General features: G+C 51.0%; 19 protein-coding genes and 1 riboswitch. Of the genes, 3 read left to right on the top strand and 16 right to left on the bottom strand.

Annotated features, from left to right (window positions below; translation table 11 throughout):
* Window positions 1-67: 67 nt before the first annotated feature.
* The 5 genes from mobB to ACSFXJ_RS12295 are packed head-to-tail and all read right to left on the bottom strand — an operon-like array spanning window position 68 to window position 3,894.
* The gene (gene mobB, locus ACSFXJ_RS12315; RefSeq protein ID WP_435925543.1) at window positions 68-625 is read right to left on the bottom strand and encodes a molybdopterin-guanine dinucleotide biosynthesis protein B; all 558 of its coding nucleotides are present in this window, start codon (window positions 623-625) and stop codon (window positions 68-70) included.
* On the bottom strand, window positions 622-1,899 hold the full coding sequence (locus ACSFXJ_RS12310) for a molybdopterin molybdotransferase MoeA (protein WP_435925542.1): 1,278 nt from the start codon (window positions 1,897-1,899) through the stop codon (window positions 622-624). The genes mobB and ACSFXJ_RS12310 overlap by 4 nt, the downstream gene beginning before the upstream one ends.
* Complete coding sequence (locus tag ACSFXJ_RS12305) at window positions 1,892-2,236, bottom strand: hypothetical protein (RefSeq protein ID WP_435925541.1); 345 nt, start codon at window positions 2,234-2,236, stop codon at window positions 1,892-1,894. The genes ACSFXJ_RS12310 and ACSFXJ_RS12305 overlap by 8 nt, the downstream gene beginning before the upstream one ends.
* A gap of 34 nt (window positions 2,237-2,270) precedes the next feature.
* A complete protein-coding gene (locus ACSFXJ_RS12300; RefSeq protein WP_435925540.1) occupies window positions 2,271-3,203 on the bottom strand; it encodes a dihydroorotate dehydrogenase in 933 nt (310 codons plus the stop codon).
* Entirely contained in the window at window positions 3,196-3,894 is a 699-nt protein-coding gene (locus ACSFXJ_RS12295) for a dihydroorotate dehydrogenase electron transfer subunit (RefSeq protein ID WP_435925539.1), read from the bottom strand. Before ACSFXJ_RS12295 ends, ACSFXJ_RS12300 begins: the two co-directional genes overlap by 8 nt.
* Window positions 3,895-4,073: 179 nt before the next feature.
* Between ACSFXJ_RS12295 and ACSFXJ_RS12290 the strand changes: the two genes are divergently transcribed.
* A complete protein-coding gene (locus tag ACSFXJ_RS12290; protein WP_435925538.1) occupies window positions 4,074-4,862 on the top strand; it encodes a polysaccharide deacetylase family protein in 789 nt (262 codons plus the stop codon).
* Between the two features lie 3 nt (window positions 4,863-4,865).
* On the opposite strand, the gene ACSFXJ_RS12285 is transcribed toward ACSFXJ_RS12290, so the two are convergent.
* The 4 genes from ACSFXJ_RS12285 to ACSFXJ_RS12270 all read right to left on the bottom strand — a co-directional run bounded on the left by ACSFXJ_RS12285 (window position 4,866) and on the right by ACSFXJ_RS12270 (window position 8,216).
* Window positions 4,866-5,546 (bottom strand): 3D domain-containing protein, encoded by a 681-nt coding sequence (locus ACSFXJ_RS12285; RefSeq protein WP_435925537.1) that lies wholly within the window; start codon window positions 5,544-5,546, stop codon window positions 4,866-4,868.
* Window positions 5,547-5,557: 11 nt separating this feature from the next.
* A riboswitch (cyclic di-AMP (ydaO/yuaA leader) is annotated at window positions 5,558-5,741 on the bottom strand.
* A 168-nt stretch (window positions 5,742-5,909) separates the two neighbouring features.
* Window positions 5,910-6,632 carry an amino acid ABC transporter ATP-binding protein gene (locus ACSFXJ_RS12280; protein WP_435925536.1) on the bottom strand — a complete coding sequence of 241 codons (723 nt, stop codon included), beginning with the start codon at window positions 6,630-6,632 and terminating at the stop codon, window positions 5,910-5,912.
* Window positions 6,619-7,281, bottom strand: coding sequence for an amino acid ABC transporter permease (locus ACSFXJ_RS12275; protein ID WP_435925535.1), 663 nt, complete (start codon window positions 7,279-7,281; stop codon window positions 6,619-6,621). Before ACSFXJ_RS12275 ends, ACSFXJ_RS12280 begins: the two co-directional genes overlap by 14 nt.
* 95 nt (window positions 7,282-7,376) lie before the next feature.
* Window positions 7,377-8,216: a transporter substrate-binding domain-containing protein gene (locus ACSFXJ_RS12270; protein ID WP_435925534.1), complete on the bottom strand. Its 840-nt coding sequence runs from the start codon at window positions 8,214-8,216 to the stop codon at window positions 7,377-7,379.
* 246 nt (window positions 8,217-8,462) lie between these two features.
* Between ACSFXJ_RS12270 and ACSFXJ_RS12265 the strand changes: the two genes are divergently transcribed.
* A complete protein-coding gene (locus ACSFXJ_RS12265) occupies window positions 8,463-10,208 on the top strand; it encodes an alpha-glycosidase (protein WP_435925533.1) in 1,746 nt (581 codons plus the stop codon).
* 46 nt (window positions 10,209-10,254) lie between these two features.
* Here ACSFXJ_RS12265 and glgA read toward each other — a convergent pair whose 3' ends face one another.
* Complete coding sequence (glgA, locus tag ACSFXJ_RS12260) at window positions 10,255-11,685, bottom strand: glycogen synthase GlgA (protein ID WP_435925532.1); 1,431 nt, start codon at window positions 11,683-11,685, stop codon at window positions 10,255-10,257.
* Complete coding sequence (glgB, locus tag ACSFXJ_RS12255) at window positions 11,682-13,613, bottom strand: 1,4-alpha-glucan branching protein GlgB (protein WP_435925531.1); 1,932 nt, start codon at window positions 13,611-13,613, stop codon at window positions 11,682-11,684. The genes glgA and glgB overlap by 4 nt, the downstream gene beginning before the upstream one ends.
* Window positions 13,614-13,806: 193 nt before the next feature.
* Here glgB and ACSFXJ_RS12250 point away from each other — a divergent pair, with 193 nt between their 5' ends.
* Window positions 13,807-15,030 carry a glucose-1-phosphate adenylyltransferase gene (locus ACSFXJ_RS12250; RefSeq protein WP_435925530.1) on the top strand — a complete coding sequence of 408 codons (1,224 nt, stop codon included), beginning with the start codon at window positions 13,807-13,809 and terminating at the stop codon, window positions 15,028-15,030.
* Window positions 15,031-15,102: 72 nt separating this feature from the next.
* Here ACSFXJ_RS12250 and ACSFXJ_RS12245 read toward each other — a convergent pair whose 3' ends face one another.
* Genes ACSFXJ_RS12245 through ACSFXJ_RS12225 form a run of 5 tightly spaced genes read right to left on the bottom strand, consistent with a single transcriptional unit; the run spans window position 15,103 to window position 19,818 of the window.
* Window positions 15,103-15,645 carry a GNAT family N-acetyltransferase gene (locus ACSFXJ_RS12245; protein ID WP_435925529.1) on the bottom strand — a complete coding sequence of 181 codons (543 nt, stop codon included), beginning with the start codon at window positions 15,643-15,645 and terminating at the stop codon, window positions 15,103-15,105.
* Window positions 15,629-17,068 (bottom strand): sensor histidine kinase, encoded by a 1,440-nt coding sequence (locus ACSFXJ_RS12240; RefSeq protein ID WP_435925528.1) that lies wholly within the window; start codon window positions 17,066-17,068, stop codon window positions 15,629-15,631. The genes ACSFXJ_RS12245 and ACSFXJ_RS12240 overlap by 17 nt, the downstream gene beginning before the upstream one ends.
* Window positions 17,065-17,763, bottom strand: a complete 699-nt coding sequence (locus tag ACSFXJ_RS12235; protein ID WP_435925527.1) for a response regulator transcription factor — start codon at window positions 17,761-17,763, stop codon at window positions 17,065-17,067. Before ACSFXJ_RS12235 ends, ACSFXJ_RS12240 begins: the two co-directional genes overlap by 4 nt.
* Window positions 17,764-17,791: 28 nt before the next feature.
* A complete protein-coding gene (locus tag ACSFXJ_RS12230) occupies window positions 17,792-19,075 on the bottom strand; it encodes a hypothetical protein (RefSeq protein ID WP_435925526.1) in 1,284 nt (427 codons plus the stop codon).
* Window positions 19,076-19,083: 8 nt separating this feature from the next.
* The gene (locus tag ACSFXJ_RS12225; protein WP_435925525.1) at window positions 19,084-19,818 is read right to left on the bottom strand and encodes a phosphonate ABC transporter ATP-binding protein; all 735 of its coding nucleotides are present in this window, start codon (window positions 19,816-19,818) and stop codon (window positions 19,084-19,086) included.
* Window positions 19,819-19,820: the final 2 nt, after the last annotated feature.

Below are 19,820 nucleotides of genomic sequence, written 5' to 3'. Positions count from 1 at the left end.
GGCAAAAAAACGGGTGTGGGATATGCTTCCGGCATATTTTCACACCCGTTTCTTCCAAGAAAACCGTTCAGCTCTCTGCCTGGTTTTCCGAGTTCAATTTACATAGTGAACCGATCAATTGTGCGATATGTTCAACATCATCCCCATAAAATACCGGCCATCGGGTATTCTGCGTAAGCCTGCTCAGAAGCTCCTCCGCGGAAAGATCCATTGTACCGCCGAATAAATCACGGCGAAGAACGATCCCTTGAATACCCTCCAGCTCCGAAACCAGCTCCAGGTCCTCTTCGCTTCGCATCAACACGAGCTTGGGATATGCTTCCCTCTTGAATCCTTCAACGATGATTAGATCATAGGACTGGAAGCGCTCGACCAAAGCGGTGAGCGGGGTTTCGCATTCTTCGATAACCGCCGTCCGCATGGGCGAAGTGATCGCTGTGGCGGCCGCTCCGGCAGTACGTAGTTTATACGTATCGGTCCCCTCGACATCCGCTTCAAAGCCATGGACATCATGCTTGATGACCGCGACACGAAGGTGCATGGCACGCAACAACGGGAGCAAGCCGGCGATTAGCGTCGTTTTGCCGCTGTTCTTATAGCCGCAAATCTGGATAACCGGCTTCATTTCGCCCCCGGAAGAAGGAGCACGTTTACCTTTTCCCCCGCTTGTACACCCGTTGTGGAAGGCGGAATTACGATCAGCCCGTCGCTGTCCTTGATCGTGACCATGACGCTGGATTCATCCAGCAGCGCCGGATAAGCCGCCAGACGACCTTCATGAACCTCAAGCGTTCCCCTAACGAACCGGGTGTAATTGTTGATCTTCGTATAATCCCGCCCGAGTTCGGCCTGTATTTCCCGGAGAAACGGCTGCTCCAAGCCTAGAATAGTACCGATCGCCGGTCTTACGAACAATTCGAATCCGACGAAACAAGCCCCCGGATTTCCCGACAGCGCAAACAACAGCTTTCCGTCCTTCACCGCGGCTGTCGTCACGCTTCCCGGGCGCATCGTAATTTTATTGAACAGCATATCCACGTCTCCTCCGGAAACAAGATCGGCCATGATGTCGTAATCACCGACCGATACACCTCCGGTGGTGACGACTATGTCATAGCGGTCAAAGGCTTCTCGTACTTTTGTCCGGGCAACCGACAAATCGTCCGCGATCGCTTCAAGAATATACGGATCGCCCCCGGCATCGCGAATTTGGCTGGCGAGCATGTATGTGTTGCTGTTACGGATTCGGCCGTCCTGAATCGGTTCATCCACCCCCAGAAGCTCCGACCCGGTTGAAAAAATCGCAATCTTCGGCCGTTTGATGACAGGTACGCTGTAAATGCCGAACGTAGCAAGAACCGAGATTTCTCCGGCGGAAAGCCGGCGGCCCTTCCCCAGAACAACGTCTCCCTCCGATAGTTCCAATCCGACCGGAGTGATGTTGGTGCCCGGCTTGATCTCCCGGATAATCCGGATATACTCCTTGCCTTGGCTCTCTACGGATTCCGTCATTTCAAACATGACGACCGCGTCCGCTTCGTCGGGAACTTTGGCTCCGGTCATAATCCGGGCGGCCGTCCCGGGTACAAGAACAACGGACGGTAAACTGCCAGCCGGAATTTCGTCCACCACTTCCAGGTTGATAGGCGATTCCGCCGAACACCCCTCCGTATCCTTGCTTATAATAGCGAACCCGTCCATGCCGGACCGCCGGAAATGCGGATACGGATGCGGTGCTCGAATATCTTCGCCAAGGATCCGGCCTTGCGCCTCCGGCAAATTGACATATTCCAGTTCGCCAAGGCGGATATGCGAAAGTATTTTGGCTTGTCCATCCTGAACGGAAATCGCTTTGCGACGGAATTTGTCCTCACCCGGTCTTCTGTCTGGATTATTCATCGTGATTCCCCCGTTCCAGCTTCAAGTAATCGTCCAGGAGAACTTCGGTTCTCCTCGAAATCTCGAGGATTTCCTCTTTGGCAAGCCCGTCGTAATGGATGCCCATGACAACGGTCACAGTACGGCGAAGCGCCGCTGCCGCCTTTTTGGCTAATCCTGCGGTTAATGTATGCTCTTTATGTCCCGGAACAGCGGAGGTTTGCTCCATCACCGTTCCGCCCTCCCCCGGATAAGCGGTCGAGGCGGCCCCGATATGCGCTTCTCCTCCGGTAATGATCAGAAGCATATCTCGCCCGACAGAAATGGCCTGCAGCTCGATATCCTCAAAACGATGCATGCGCGAAGCCCCCTTAAATTTGCTATTCTTTATTTTAAAGGATGCCGCGTATTTCGTCCAAGGAAGCCAGTCCTTCCTTTCGCATAAATTGCTCCAGATCCCGGATTAAATCAACCCCGGCTCTTAAATGAATAAAGTTGTGCGTTCCGACTTGAATCACCTGGGCACCGGCCATGATAAATTCGACGATATCCTCGGCGCTGCTGATGCCGCCCATACCCATCACCGGAATGCTTACGGCTTTGCTGACTTGGTGCACCATCCTCAGGGCGATCGGCTTGATTGCCGGACCGGACAATCCCGCATACATATTTTCAAATACGCTGCGACGTCGGTATATATCGATCTTCATGGCCGAAAACGTGTTGACCAAGGAAACCGCATCCGCGCCTTCCTGTTCGCACATCACCGCCATAGAAACGATATCTTCCGCATTCGGCGACAGTTTCACGATCAACGGCAGCGTCGTGGACCGGCGAATCTCACGTACCACTTCCCTTGCCGTTTCCGTTTTGATGCCGTAAGCCATCCCCCCGGCCTTCACGTTCGGGCACGAAATGTTCAGCTCGATCATGTCCACCGCATTACGCTGTTCCTTCTCTCTTAGCCGGGCATCCTCTTCGATCAATAAGGCTCCATTCACGTAATCCTCCAGCGTATTACCTCCCAGGTTCACGATCCTGGCCAGGTTCAGCTTCTCCCATCTTGGACACTCTTCTTTCAAAAAGGCCGGTATTCCCGGATTCTCAAGCCCGACGCTGTTCAACAGCCCGGAAGGGGTTTCGTACACGCGCAAGCCGGTATTCCCCTCCTTCGGATGAAGGGTCAGGCCCTTTCCCGATATACCGCCAAGCCGGTTGAGATCGTAGTATCTTCCATACTCCTTGCCGAAGCCGAAAGTGCCCGAAGCCATGACGACGGGATTCTTAAAATGAACTCCCGCAATACTGCTTGACATATCAATCATGAAACACGACCTCCTCCGCAGGAAATACCGGTCCGTCAGCGCAAGCCTTTTTGCGGCCGTCCTTGCATTTCACGCTGCATACGAGGCAGGCTCCGATACCGCAGGCCATCCGATTTTCCAAAGACACGTAGACCCGGGCCCGCCCTCCCGTATCGGCCTGCTTTCGTTGAACCGCCTTCAACATCGGATGCGGGCCGCAAGTGAATATCGTATCGTAAGCCTGAAAATCGACCTTTTCGAGAATCGATCCGCCAATATCCACGACCACTTGTCCGCTTGTACCGGCGCGAAACTCGTCCACCATGTAAGGCTCTTTACTAAACCCCAGGTATACGTCGGCCTCCGGAATTTGTTTCAGAGCATAATAAAACGGAGCGATTCCGATCCCTCCGCCAACCAGTGCTGTTTTTCCGGTCGGCTCCGGGAAGCCGTTGCCGAGCGGCCCTTCCAAGCCGACCTTGTCGCCTTGCTTCAATCTGGAGAACAACTCCGTCCCTTCCCCGGAGACGAGATATAGAAACTCGATTTCGAAATCGGATACGTTAAAAATGCTAAGCGGCCTTGAAAGAAGCGGATACTTATCCCAAGCCCGCAACATATAAAACTGTCCCATTCTTCCGGTGAATCTCCCCTCCACCTTAAGGCGGAAAACACCCGGTGCAACCTGTTCATTGGCCACTACCGTCGACATGACGCTCTCTCCTCTCCTGCAGTACAGCTGACAGTTATCTTTTTCTTCACTTAAAGATGCAATTTTTCCGAAAGAGAGTCTGTGACAAATATCACACGCGAAACCAGCGGTCATATTTCGCTTGGATAACGGGAATACCTATACTTAAACGAAAATTAAAAAAGGGAGGGGCGTTTCCAATGAGCAAGGCGGTGGCAAAGCGGACAGTTGCCTGTGCTGTCATATTAATCTCGGCTTTGATAACCGGTGTTCTATTTCCCGGCTCTAGCTTCGCAAATACGGACAACCAGCAAAAAAAGCCGGAAACAAGCGCTCCCAGTCTAGGAGAGCTGCGACGTAAATATTCGGAAACGTTCAAATTCCGCGGACCGGAAGTCAAGCAAATCGCGTTCACTTTCGATGATGTGCCGGACCCCCGGTTCACTCCGCAGGTTCTTGCGGTTCTTCGGAAGGAAGGAGTAAAAGCGACCTTTTTCGTGGTCGGTCACCGGGCCAAAAAATTTCCCGACCTGGTTCGTCAAATTCATCAGGAGGGACATATCATCGGCAACCATTCCTTCAGCCATCCGCAATTCAAGAAACGGTCTATAAAACAATTTCAGAACGAGATCCAGCGTACCGAAAATATCATTATGAATCTGATCGGATACCGTCCGAAGCTGATACGGCCTCCGTACGGAGAAATAAATGAGGAGCAAGTCAAGTGGCTTAAAAAGAACGGTTACACCATCGTGAACTGGAATGTGGATTCGCTGGATTGGAAAGGGATTGGAAAGGAAAAAGTCGTCAAGAACGTGCTTCAATCCGCAGGTCCCGGATCGATCATTCTTCAGCATGCGGGAGGAGGCACAACTTCCGATTTGTCGGGGACAATCGAAGCCTTGCCCGAACTGATTCAATCACTTCGGGCAAAAGGCTATCAATTGGTCACGCTTCCGGAGCTGCTCCATGTAACGAAGTATAAATAAGTTTTATTTCAAAATATAAAGCTTGATGTCCTGAAATCCAAATTCGCTGACAGATTGCTGGCTGCCCGGAATGAAAATATCGATCCGATTTCCTTTAATCGCGCTGCCTTGATCGGCTGCGGTAGCGACAAAGGCTTGTTTAGGCAAATTCGGATGAGTATGACCCGTAACGAGAACCTTGGTCCCCATCGGGATCACGCTCGGATCTACGGCGATCGTTCCCAATTCCAGGGGATTTCCGAAATAGTCCACGGCTCCCCATTTTCCGTTTTCGCTTGCTGCGGAAGAATAAGCGGTCGCCTTCACGTCCAGCGTTTTGGAATAGTTAAATGTTTTTCCCCAAGCTTCCACAACCTGGTCCGTTGCGGAAGCTTTTAGCGTTGGCAGCATAACCGGAGCTTCCGCCGCTTTGGCGGATACGGTCTGTTTCGATGCGGCCGGCTCATTTCCCGGAATCACGATATCGAGTCCCGCAAAAATATTCGTTGCTTTTACGGACGGATTAGCGGCCATCAATTTGTTCATATCGACGTTGTACTGCTTCGAGAGTAGGTAAAACGTATCCCCATCCTTCGCTTTATGTAACGCGTCCGCATGGGCCGGTATAGCGTGAAGTGTTCCCGCCAACCCCAGTGTAAGTAATGTTGTTTTAAAGATACGTCCAATGTTCGAGTGTCTGTTCATGTTGTCGATGTCCTCCCTGGATGTAGTGCCTGCGGAGTTAGTTGTCGGGTTAGGAAAAGAGGAGTTGTTCCCCGCGCTAGAAGCAACACAGCGCTTCACCCCAAAGACCAGCTTTCTCCGGCGCTAACCGGTTAAAAGGCTGTTCGGTAAATCGTCCCCCGCACCTGCCCTGGCAGGTTTCGGCTCACTCAATATATCACAATTTTGTAACCAATGGAGCAAGAAAATGTTGCCAACACCCTAACCCTCTTGAATCTACGGGGTTTTTCACGGTTACAAGTGATTACAATATCGTTAAAAACGTAGCTATAAATAGAAAAAAACCGCCGGAGCAAATCCTCCTGCGGTCGATATTGTTTTACACTACAATACTTTACTGAGAAAATCTCGGGTGCGTTGATGCTTCGGCGAACCGAACACCTCCTGGGGCGTGCCCTGCTCCAGAATAACACCTTGGTCCATGAACAGGATGCGGTCTCCTACCTCCCGGGCAAAGCCCATCTCGTGGGTCACGATCACCATCGTCATGCCTTTTTCGGCAAGGCTCTTCATGACATCGAGCACTTCGCCGACCATCTCCGGGTCAAGCGCGGAGGTCGGTTCGTCGAACAGCATGACGTGCGGTTCCATGGCCAGGGCGCGTGCGATGGCGATCCGCTGTTTTTGACCGCCGGACAGCTGAGAAGGATAAGCGTCCCGCTTATCTTCCAGACCGACCGTGCGGAGCAAATCCATGGCGATCGCTTCCGCTTTGGATTTATCCATCTTTTTCACGCGGATCGGAGCCATCGTGATGTTATCGATGACCGTTTTGTGAGGGAACAGATTGAACTGCTGAAACACCATGCCCATCTTTTCGCGCGTTTTGTTAATGTCATGCTTTTTATCCGTAATCGATTGTCCCTCGAAGGTGATTTCTCCCCCGCTCGGTTCCTCCAGACGGTTGATACAACGCAGAAAGGTACTCTTTCCCGAGCCGCTCGGACCGATGACCACGACAACCTCGCCTTTGGAGATTTCCAGATCGATGCCCTTCAAAATATGAAGTTGCCCGTATTTTTTATGAAGCTGCTTAACGGTGATCACTGGCTTTCAACTTCCTTTCGAACATGCCCATAACGCGGGACAGTGTAAATGTCAAAATAAAGTACATGATCGCGACGATCAGATATGGAGTCATACCGTTATAAGTTATGGTGACGATCGCGCCCGACTGGAACATAAGCTCGGTGACCCCGATGAAGGAAACGATGGAGGATTCCTTAATGATCGTGACGAACTCGTTGCCGATCGCCGGAAGCACCGACTTGATCGCCTGCGGGATCACAATGAAACGCATGGACATGCCCCGGGTCATCCCGAGCGAACGGGCCGCCTCGTTTTGTCCCCGATCCACGCCTTGAATGCCCGCCCGGAAAATTTCAGCCAAATAAGCGGAACTGTTGATGGAAAGCGTGATCGCCCCGGATTCAATCGCCGAGAAATTGATACCGAACGCCGTGGAAAAACCGTAATGGATAATAAACAATTGAACGAGCATCGGCGTCCCACGCAGAAACTCAACCCAAGCATGCCCGATAAACCGGACGATTCCCCAAGGAGACATTCGAATCAGCGTAATGATCAAGCCCAGCACAAAGCCGCACAATACCCCGATAGCCGCCAACAGCAGCGTGTATTGGAGACCCGTAAAAAAATAACTGCGGTACTCCCAGAACATCGTAAACAAATCCATGAATCCACCATTCCTCCTAATTCACCCTAGATACGTATACAAAACAAAAAATAGCGATTTTGCTCGCTATTTTTTGGATGGAACGAGAGCCTTGCTTATTTCTCGGCAAGTTCGGTAGCTTCCGTAACGAATTTGTCGATGGAACCGTCGCCCATCAGACGATCAAGCGTTGCGTTAACTTGGTCAAGCAATTCCGTATTGCCTTTTTTCACCCCGATGACATAACCTTCGTCTTCAGTGACCGGTTTAGCGTCGGTAATGGTGATGCCTTCCACGTTTTTAACGAACGACTCGGCTACAGGGCCTTCAATAATCGCCGCATCCACACGGTTCGATTTCAGTTGCATCACGATATCGTTGATTTTGGCGAGGGAGGTAAGTTTTGCGCCAGCGATTTCTTTGGCGATTCCCTCCTGGATCGAACCCTTTTGAACCCCGATTTTTACGCCTTCCAAAGACTCCATGGTAGCGTACTTGTCTTTATCGGCTGTACGGGTTACTACCGACTGTTCAGCTTTGTAATAAATTTTCGAGAGGCCGACTTGCTCTGCGCGTTCCGGCGTAGGGCTCAAACCCGAGATGACCAGGTCCACTCTTCCGGTATCCAATTCGTTCAGCAAGGAGTCAAAGTTCATATCCTTGATTTCCAATTCGGCACCCATGTCCTTGGCGATTTCTTTAGCGATATCGATGTCGAAGCCGACGATTTCATTTTCGCCTTTTTCGTTCATGATTTTGAATTCGTACGGAGGAAAGTCCGCACTTGTTCCGATAATCAGTTTCTTGGCCGCGCCGCCGTTACCCGAACCGTTGCCGGAACCTTGGCTTTCCGTGGCCGGTGCCGTGTTGCCGGCGTTATTTTTATTTTGTCCGCAAGCGGCAAGTACACTCGTTACCAACATTAGCGCTACAATTAACATACCCCATTTTTTCATCTGTCTCTCTCCATTTCTGCACATTTATTAGACCATCGTTCGATTTACTAGGCTAATTATAAGTGAATGTGTATATATATGCAAAGACATTTTTCACATTTTCATCTTTTTTTCATTTTGGAACCTTCCTTGACTGAGAATCATACAAGGGTAAAGTGTGGAATAATGGTTCATATCCAGTCCCATCGGGTTATAAATTGCTGAAAACCTTGCTAGTTCATTAAGATGACGTGAGGAGGTGGCCCCGTGCTTCTTGAAGCTCTCTACCATGTCCCCCGGGATAAATGGGCTTATGCTTATGATGCATCGACGATCCATTTGCGCGTGCGGACGAAGCGTGACGATGTGGAGCATGTTTATGCCATGACGGGCGATAAATATAATTGGGACGGAACGTACCAGGAAATCCCATTGGAAAAAGCGGCGCATGACCGGATGTTCGATTATTGGGAAGTCGCCGTAAAACCAAAGTTTAAGCGGCTGTCCTATGCATTTAAACTCACTTCCGGGTCCGAAACGGTGTATATGCTGGACACGGGCGTTCAGCATGAAGGGCCGACACCGCCGGGTGAGCTGTACGAATTTCCGTATATTCATGAAATCGATCTGTTCAAGGTTCCCGAATGGGCCAAAAAGGCGGTCTTTTATCAAATCATGCCCGAACGTTTCGCCAACGGCGACCCTTCGAACGATCCGGAGCATACCGTGCCTTGGGGCGGAAAGCCCACGCGTGACAATTTCTTCGGCGGAGATTTGCAAGGCGTGCTTGATCATTTGGATGATCTGACCGATCTGGGCGTTAATGCGATTTATTTCACACCGTTGTTCGTTTCCCCTTCCAATCATAAGTATGATACCGTGGACTACAAAAAAGTCGATCCGCACTTCGGGGATAACGAACTGTTGAAGCGCGTCGTCAATGCCTGCCACGAGCGCGGAATCCGCGTGGTGCTGGACGCGGTGTTTAACCACTGCGGAGAGCAATTCCCCCCGTTTCAGGATGTGCTGAAAAACGGCGAGAAATCCAAATATGCGGAATGGTTTCACATCAATGAATATCCGCCCCGAATCAAGGACGGAATCCCCACGTACGATACGTTCGGTTTTTTTGGGAATATGCCGAAATTCAACACGGCGAATCCGGAGGTAAAAGAGTACCTGCTCGGCGTGGCGGAATACTGGATCCGGGAGATTAAGCTCGACGGCTGGAGGCTGGACGTGGCGAACGAGATCGATCACCATTTCTGGCGCGATTTCAGGCAAGTCGTCAAAAAGGCGAATCCGGAGGCCTACATTATCGGGGAAGTCTGGAGCGATTCGTTAACCTGGCTGCTCGGCGACCAATTCGATTCGGTCATGAACTACCCTTTTGCCGATAAGGTGCTCGAGTTTTTCAACGGGGGCATGGACGGCTACAGTTTCTCCAATGAAATGGGAGCCCTGATCATGCGTTATCCGCAGCAAACGAACGAAGTCATCTTCAATATGCTTTGCAGTCATGACACCCCGCGTTTGCTGACGAGGGTCGGCGGAGACAAAAGAAAGCTGAAGCTGTGCGTCGTTTTTCTGTTTACGTATATCGGCACCCCGTGCATCTTTTACGGGGATGAAGTCGGGATTACCGGGGAAGGCGATCCCGATTGCCGAAAATGCATGGAATGGGATATCCGTAAGCAGGATCGGGAGCTTTATGACTTTTATAAACTGATGATCGCGCTTCGTAAAAAGCACGGTGCCCTGCGCCAAGGACGGTTCCGCTTTCTGCAGGCGAACAGCAACGATCCTTGCATCGTCTACGAACGGATGGATGAACACATGCATTTCACCGTTTGGATGAATAACACCGGTAAATACCGTACTTTGTCCCACCCGATGGAAACGGAAGATTGGCGGGACGCGTTATCCGAAGAGCGCGTAAAACCGAAGGACGGGATGATGAACATCGGATTGGATCCTTTCGGATTTCGGATTTTATACCGCAAATTGAAATAAAAAGATAGCCAGACCCGGACAACAATTCCGAGGTCTGGCTTTTGTTTTACCGGGTAAGGCGTTCATAAATATCGATATACTGCCTGGCCGAGCCGTTCCAGCTGTAATCGCCCGCAAAGGCGTTGGCGACGATTTTTTTCCATTCCTCCGGTCGCTGGTAGAATGAAATCGCTCGTCTCAGTGTGAACAATAAGTCATGGGCATTAAAGTTGGTGAACGAGAATCCGTTCCCTTCCCCTGTATATTCATTATAGGCGTGAACGGTGTCATTGAGCCCGCCGGTCTCTCTGACCACGGGAATGCTTCCATAACGGAGAGCGAGCAGCTGACTGATCCCGCAGGGCTCAAACCTTGATGGCATCAGGAAGATATCGCTGCCCGCGTAAATCCGGCGAGATAATGCGTCGCTGAACCTGATTTGCACGGACAGTTTTTCCGGATGGCGATAAGCAGCCTCCTTAAACCAATCTTCATACGCGCGGTCCCCCGTGCCGAGCACGACAAACTGGACGTCGTCGAAATGAAGCCATTCATCCATGATCCTCGTGACCAGATCCAGTCCTTTCGGCTCGACCAGCCGGGTGATCATCGCTACGAGCGGAACGTCCGGCGCTTGGGGCAAGCCGAGTTCCTTCTGCAATTCGATCTTATTCTCCCGTTTTTTGCTCAGGCTGGTACGGTATCGTACAGGGATTTCCGGATCGGTCGAAGGATTATACAGCTTGACATCGATGCCGTTGACAATGCCGGATAACCGATCCCCGAGTGACCGGAGCAAACCGTCCAACCCGTATCCGTAATGCTCCGTCCGAATTTCCGACGCATAGGTCGGACTTACCGTGGTAACATGGTCCGCAAAGACAAGCCCCGCCTTCATGAAGCTGACATTGCCGTTATACTCCACCCCGTCCGGCGTAAAATACGAATCCGGCAATCCGAGCAAATCGCCGAGTACCTCGTACGGAAAAATGCCTTGATACAGCAAGTTGTGGATCGTAAATACGGTGCGAATTCCGGCGTAATCCCGGTTCCAACCGAAATGCTCCTTCAAGAGCAGCGGGATCATCGCCGTATGCCAATCATGGCAGTGAAGAACGTCCGGAATAAAATCGATCGCCGGTAAGATTTCCAACACGGCCCGGTCCAAAAACGCAAACCGCTCACCGTCGTCCCAATACCCGTAAACGCCGTCTCTCCCGAAATGATACTCGTTGTCGAGAAAATAAACCGGGATCCCGTCCCAGACAAGGTATTCGATTCCGCAATACTGTTTTCGCCAGCCCACCGGAACCGAAACTTCACCAAGATGCTGCACCTGATCCATATATGCATTCGGAATATCCTTATACTTCGGAAGTACGATCCGAACATCATGTCCCTCGTTTTTTAACGCCTTAGGAAGCGCGCCGATCACGTCCGCCAAGCCTCCCGTCTTGATGAACGGGGCTGCTTCGGCGGCGGCAAACAAGATTTTCATTTTTTCTTCCTCCTTTTGGGGGCTGGTTTAGCCGCGGATTTTTTCCAGATGGATATACTGAGCGGCGCCAGGGACAGTTCGAGACTGTTTGGCTGGTTGTGCCATGCTACTTCCTCTGTCATGACGCCTTTTTTGTACACCTTTCCCCCGCCGCCATATTCCGGATCCTCGCTGCTGAATATTTCTTCGTAAACGCCGGCTTTCGGTACCCCGATCCTGTAAGGTTCCCGGGTAACCGGCTGAAAGTTGATGACGACCATTAAGGTATCCTTCACTTTCTTTCCTTTTCGCAAATAACAAATAACGCTTTGCCCGGCATCATCCGCATTGATCCATTCATATCCTTCAAACGTATGGTCAAGTTCCCAAAGCGCGGGCTCCTGGAGATAGAAACGGTTCAAGGCGGCCGTGTAATCTTTCAATTTCCGGTGCGATTCGTAATCCAGCAAAAACCAGTCGAGCTCGGCTTGATCCCGCCATTCGATAAATTGGCCGAATTCTCCTCCCATAAACAACAGCTTTTTGCCCGGAAAAGTAATCTGATAACCAAGAAGCAGCCTTAGTCCCGCAAATTTTTCTTCATAATTACCAGGCATTTTGTCCAGCAGCGATTTTTTTCCGTGGACGACTTCGTCATGGGACAGTGGCAACGCAAAATTCTCCGAGTATGCATAGCAAATGGGAAAGGTAAGCAGGTTATGGCGCTTCGGCCGGTCCCAAAACGGGGTTTCCACATAAGCAAGCGTATCGTTCATCCAACCCATGTTCCATTTGTAGTTGAAACCGAGTCCGCCGTCATGAACGGGGGCCGTCACCATCGGCCAGGCGCTGGACTCCTCCGCCATCATCAGCGTGTTCGGATAATAGCGGAACACCGCTTCGTTCAGCTGCTGCAAAAAGGCGACAGCCTCCAAATTTTCAATTCCGCCCCGCTCGTTCCTGGTATACTGCCCTTCCGGTTTTTCAAAATCAAGGCGGAGCATGCTGGTTACCGCATCGACGCGCAAGCCGTCAAAGTGATACATCTCCAGCCAATATAGCGCGTTCGAGATCAAAAACGACCGTACCTCAGGTTTTCCGAAATCGAAGCTAAGCGTGCCCCAGCCCGGTTTTTCCGCTTTGCCCGGATCGGCATATTCATACAGCGGCGTGCCGTCGAACATGCGAAGTCCATGAGCGTCTTTGGTGAAGTGACCTGGAACCCAATCCAGCAAAACCCCGATTCCCGCTTGATGGCAGCGGTCGACGAAATACATCAGATCCGCCGGTTCGCCGTAACGGCTCGTCGGGGCGTAATAACCGGTAGCTTGGTAACCCCAGGATAAGTCATAAGGATGCTCGGTCAGGGGCATAATTTCGATATGGGTATATCCCATTTGTTCGACATACGGTATAAGCAAGTCGGCCATTTCCCGATAAGTGTACAGGCTTCCGTCCGCCCGTTGTTTCCAGGTTCCGAAGTGAAGCTCATAAATGTTAAGCGGGCGTCCGTACGGAACGCGATTTTTGCGTCTCCACGCCGCATCATTCCATTTATAGCCTTCGATGGACTTGACCACCGAAGCCGTAGCCGGCCTGACTTCAGCGTGAAAAGCATAAGGATCTGCTTTCAAAAATTTGTTTCCCGTAGCATCCGTGATTTCGTACTTGTAAAAAGTTCCTTGTTCGACGCCGGGGAAAAAACGACTCCAAATTCCCGATTCGGGTATCTTATATAATAAATCGTTCTCCCCGTCCCAACCGTTCCAATCGGAGGCAAGGGATACCTGGCGGGCCCCCGGAGCCCAAACGGTAAACCGGACGCCGGGCTCGCCGTTCTCTTCCGTAACGTGAGCGCCGAAAGTCCGGTAACTGCGATACAGCGTTCCTTCATGAAATAAATAGATATCTTGTCTCGATACGTATTCCGTTTTAACTGGCTCGGACAATTCATCACCTGCTTTATGTATAGTTCCCACTTAAATATTTACCCAAAACTTCCCGAAAATGAACACAAAATTTCGTGTTGAAAAAATAAATGTAATATTTTCTTTGGATTTCCATAATTCTAGTTTCAACAGCATTATATCTCGTTTATGTATGTACTACACAGACGACGAAACCTTACGGGAGGGAAACGAAATGAAGAAGAAAGACTGCATTGCAATGCTATTGGCCGGTGGCGAAGGAAGGCGGCTTTCCCCGCTTACGTCAAAGCTTGCGAAACCCGCCGTCCATTTTGGCGGACAATACCGTATTATTGATTTTCCTCTCAGCAACTGCGTGAATTCGGGAATCGACACCATCGGAGTTCTCACTCAATATGAAGCAGCATCTTTGCATGACCATATTGGAGAAGGAGAACCATGGAACTTGCCGCGTACGGCAACGAACGGAATTTCCTTGCTCCCTTCTTATAACGCTGGTGTTGAGGAATATGCAGGAACGGCGGACGCCATATTTAAAAATATGGAATATGTGGACAGTCATGAACCGGAGCATGTATTGATCCTTTCTGGCGACCACATTTATCATATGAATTACCGCGAGATGCTTGACTTCCACATTCGGTCCGAGGCTTCGGCAACGATTTCCGTGATGCCAGTCCCTTGGGAAGAAGCTCACCGGTTCGGCGTCATGTCGACGGATGCCGATTCCAGAATTACCGAATTCGCGGAAAAACCGGAAAAACCGGTCAGTAACCTGGCTTCAATGGGCATTTATATCTTCAAATGGGATTTCCTTAAACAGCATCTGATGGAAGATGCCCTGAATCCCAAATCCAGCCACGATTTCGGAAAAGACGTCATTCCTAAAATGCTCGCAGGCGACAAACCGCTTCATGCCTACGAATTCAAAGGATACTGGCGGGATGTCGGCACGGTTCAAAGTCTTTGGGAAGCCCACATGGACCTGCTCTCGAATGACTCGGACTGGAAATTGATCAACGAGGCATGGCCAATGTATACCCGGGAGCAACTGGTCGCAAAATCGAAAGCCTTTAAAAACCGCAGCGTTCAGGCGAAAAGCTCCATGATCCACGATTGCTGCTCATTAGAAGGCTCTGCGGAACGGTCGGTCATTTTCGGCGGAACCGAAGTAGGCCGCTATGCCAAGATCAGAGACAGCGTTATTATGCCCGGCGCCCGAATCGGACGCGGAGTATGGATCGAACGCGCCATTATCGGCGAAGGTGCGGTGATTCATGACGGCGCGATCGTCAAAGGAGCCGAGGGAGAAATCATGGTTGTCGGTCCGTATGAAACCGTTCATGCCAAACCGGCTGTTCGTCCTCAGCCTTCCCGTCTGCTGAAGGAAGTATACGATAAAACGGCCCGCCTCCGCGCGGAAGGACTCTCTTCTTAAAAACAACGTTAGACATACAAAAAAACCGGCCCATCAAGGGACCGGTTTTTCGGCTATCGCAATTCTTTTTGGTTATAAATTTTGATACAACCCGGCATTCATTTCATACAAAATATATTGTCGGCCGTTAAGTTCGCCGATTCCCCGCTTTTCCATCCCAAGCTCCGAGTAATACGGATTAAGCTTGTGATTCTCGCTCCAGCAGTCGAAACGCAAACCTTTACGGCCCGCTTTCCGGCTATGTCTCGCCGCCCAATAAATCATTTCCCGGCCCAGCGAATGCCGTCGATAAGAGGGTCTGACCGTCAAGCGGTGCAAATAATTGAACCTTGCGTCGTTAAGCGTCCCCCAATAATCGGGGTCACTGGATTGCAGCGTGAACATACCGGCAGGCTCGGTGCCGTCGAGCATCAAAAAGATGTCGCGCGTCGCAAAATATTTGCGAATTTCATCCTCCGTAAACTGTTCCGGATTCCATTGACGTATCCCCCGCGATTTCATCCATTCGGCAGCTTCCGTTAGCAATTGGCGTACCAAATCCGCGTCTTGCTCCGCCGCAAGCGCCATTTGAAACGTCCCCCCAGAGGATTCGATCGTGTCAAGCAGGGTTCTCATCGTTGTTCACCTCGTCTTCCGCAATCGGCAGTTTGACCGATACCCTCGTTCCAATTCCAAGCTCGCTATGGATATCGATTTCCCCATGATGCAGGTCAACCAGCTGCTGACTGATCGCAAGTCCCAGCCCGGTTCCGCCTCCCTGGTGATTGACTTGGAAAAACCGGTCTTTCACTTTGTGCAAGTGTTCTTCGCTGATCCCGATCCCGGTATCGATCACATCCACGGTAACGAAGCCGTTCTCGATTCGGCTGACGACAAGATGAATCCAGCTGTTCTCATTGGAAAATTTGATGGCGTTATCGACGAGGTTCAGAAATACCTGTTTCAGGCGATTGCCGTCCCCGACCACAATGATAACGCGGTCTTCCTCTTCGGCCACGTCCTCGAGCTTGAGCTGAATACCTTTCTGTTCCGCTTTCGCCCAAACATTCAGCATCGTCTCTTGAAGCAGTTCCTTCAAATTGACGCGCCCGATGACCAGCTTCATTTCGTTTTGCTGCAGCTTGGAGAAGTCGAGCATTTCCTCGACGAGACCGATCAGACGATCGGTTTCCTTTGCGATAATGCCCATGCCGATCTTGGTTTCCTCCGGATCGAATCCGCCGAGGGTCAGCGTTTCGCTCCAGCCCTTGATCCCCGTAAGCGGCGTCCTGAGCTCGTGGGAAATCGAAGATATAAATTCATCCTTGATCTGGTTGCTCCGAACGATTTCCTGAGCCATATAATTTAACGTGGCGGCCAATTCGCCAAGTTCATACCGGTAGTTCCCTTTAATCCTAACGTTGAATTTCCCTTTCGCCATTTGCGCCGAAACGGCCCGAATGTTGTTGATCGGCTTCACGATCGAATTGGCCAAACCGATGCTGAACAGAGTGACCAGCGCCAACACCGCCAGACAGACCGCCGATGATAACAGGGTCAGCTTCATCAGATTCGAATTGATGGCTTCCAGGGAAGTGACAAACCTGACGATATACCTGTTTTCGCCTCTCACCTGCAGTGGCGTGGAAACCGCCATCACCATTTCGCCCGTGGAAGGCTGTCTGCCAACCCATTTCCCGACATTGCCGGCCGCGGCCTGCGTGACATCGCTGGTCTGGATCGCCTTATCGGCCTGGATTTCATTACTGCTGGCTTTGACTTCGCCCTTCCGGGTCAAAATCATAAGCTCCGTGTTGTCCAATTCGAAGGTTCTAAGCATCTCCGTAAAATAGTCGGGATCTCGGTCCGCGCTCAGCCTTACGAATTTCTGAAAGAAATCGGACGCCCAGGTCGAATGGGTGTACATGTGGTTATAAACCGTGTCGTAATAATAAACCCGGATGGCCAAGGAAAAAATAACTTCCACCATGAGCAGGGTTACGAATACGACGATAAAATATTGCATGACGATTTGTCGTCCGATGCCTTTCTTGATCATTGTCCCTCGCCTTTCCACTTATAGCCGTGTCCCCACACGGTTTGCAGATACGCCGGCTCGGAAGGATTCGCTTCGATTTTTTGCCGCAATCTGCGGATGTTCACATCCACGATCTTCGGATCGCCCATGTATTCTTTCCCCCATACATGATCCAGCAGCAAATCCCGGCTAAGCGGCGTGTTTTCCTGTTCCAGAAAGTACTGGATCAGCGAAAATTCCGTAGGCGTAAGCTCGATCAGCCGGCCGTTCTTCTTAAACTGCTTGGAAATTAAGTCCAATGTAAACGGACCGGAAGTAAAGGAGACCTTCGCACTGCTCTCCCGGTATACGTTGACCCGCCGAAGCAGGGACTGAATCCGCGCGATCAATTCCGTCGGACTGAACGGCTTGCTGACGTGGTCGTCGGCCCCGACGGAAAGAGCGTACACTTTATCTTGCTCCTGCACTTTTGCGGTCAGAAAAATGATCCCGATCCGCTCGTTCGTTTCCCGGATGCGGCGGCACACTTCAAAGCCGTCGATGCCGGGAACCATGACGTCAAGCAGCGCGATATCGATATCCGGCACGCTTTGCAGCTTGGCAAGCGCCTCATTCCCGTCCGCCGCTTCCAACACCTCGAAACCGTTCCGCTTCAGGTTAATCACGATAAAACTGCGAATCGATTCTTCGTCTTCCAAAATCAAAACTTTGCTCAACCTGTTCTCCCCCTCGACTCATCAAATCCTAACGTTTGATTTCTTTTTCCCCTTTGTTGATTTTCACATTAGTATGGCTCAAAAATCCGATCACTTTGTCATTATCTCTGGCCAGCAGTTCCCAGTCTTCCTTGTTCCGTTCCCATTCCGATAAGGAGAAGAAGCGGATTTCCGCCACGGTTTCGCCATTATCGATTTTAGTGAACCACAGGTGTTCGTTTTGATTCGATTTCGGATCGACCGTAATATTTTCACGCCATTCTTTCGGGAAATTGAAGTAAAAACGCCCCTGCAAATCCATATATTGCTGCATGACGAAACTTAAACCCTGGTTATCTTCCTTATCCTCATCCCACCGGTAATATGAAAAAAGCGGGATTTCGTCATAAGGCCGATCTTCCCAGCCCTTCGGCTTCTCGGAACGTCCAACCTCGAGAATACCGTCGCCATCGACATCCCCGCTATATACGGGATAATTTTTGAAAGTCGAATCTTGCGAAGGCAACAGATCGATCAACTTGCCGTCCTTCATGACGATCAGATGGGAATACGCGTAATGCGTCCCGAACGCGGCGTCAAGGATAATGCCCTTAAGCTTCGTCGTGATGTTGCCGCTGACGGTGTTGTAATATTCCTTGATGGGATCGTCCAATTGGATCTGATCAAGTTCCTGAAACGCGCCGGCGGTTTCGTTGTATTGATAGGTCGTAACCGTGGCATTTTGGTCTCTTTTCAGCGTGACGACCGTCAAATCGAGCAAGCCGTCCTGATTGAGATCGTCGATCAGAAAATCGTTATACGGCAGCGAGATCAAACTTTCGACCTGGTTGCCGTCATAGGAATAAACGTTGAGGCCCTTTTGGGAATCCTCTTCCCCGCCGGAGTAACCGGCGATAATTTCAAGCTTGCCGTCCCCCGTTATATCCCTCAATTCGAACGTCTCCAGGATTTGGCCTTCTCCGTCAAAACGGACCTTCGGTACCCAGGTATCCTTTTGATGTTCCAGAATCATGCCGTGAATACGCACCGCTTCGTCCGGGGTTTCATAAAAGACGATCGCTTCCTTCACCCCGTCGTTGTTCAAATCCGGGGTACGGATGGAGCTGATGTCTCTGACATCCCGGGGACGGATCGGCTGCGCTCCCTTCAGCTCTGCATTGATGACGCTGATCAGCGACTCCTTGTCGGAAGACAGCTGGGGCGTCTCCATCAATGATTTCGGGTCTTTGATAATATTGCAGCCGCTGAGCAAAAGAAGCAATAGGCTTCCGGCAGCAGCGGTAATCCATCTACTGTGACGCAATTGTATCACTCTTTTCTTCATACCAGGTCGACGGAGCGCTTCTCATGGGCGGTCAGGCGTCTGCCCGTAACATCGAGTTTGAGCTCCCCGTCATAGATTCCCCAAATTCTCGTGCAAAAACGCTCCGCCAATTCGATCGGCAAAGCCGCGACAACGATCTTTCCTTGATCGGTGCAAAGCGATTTCAATGTCGCAAGCACTTTATCCGCGGAATGCGGGTCCAGGCCGACGACCGGCTCGTCCGCCGCTATGAATCCGGCCCCGTGCACCAACGCCCGGCAGATTGCGACCCGCTGGCGTTCGCCTCCGCTAAGTTTTCCCGCCTGGAGATGAGCCTTATCCAGTAAGCCGAATTTCTCCAGTTCGTCCATCGCGCCCATATAGTCGTCGGAACGGACCATCCCCGTCAGTCTTCTCAAAAACGACGTCTGGCCCTTTTGTCCGATCAGCACGTTTTTCAATGCGGTTTTTTCCGTATATAAGGAAGGATTCTGCTCCAGATAGGCGAATTTGGACCTGTATTTCCCCGCGCCTTTGCCGCCGCCCTTGACCACCGGCTTATCATCCCAAATATAATTACCTTCGTTCCACGCCTCCCGCAGCGCAAGACAGCGCAAAAGCGTGCTTTTGCCGCTTCCGCTCGGCCCGACAACGCCGATCATCTCTCCCTGCTCAAACGAGACGCTCACATTCCGCAGCACCGTTATTTTATTGCCGTCCACCTTTTTAAGTAAGCGCTCAACCTTGATCATAA

This window comes from Paenibacillus salivarius (genome assembly GCF_051307165.1).
Taxonomy (GTDB): Bacteria; Bacillota; Bacilli; order Paenibacillales; family Paenibacillaceae; genus Fontibacillus.
This window is presented reverse-complemented; position numbering and strand designations above follow the sequence as displayed.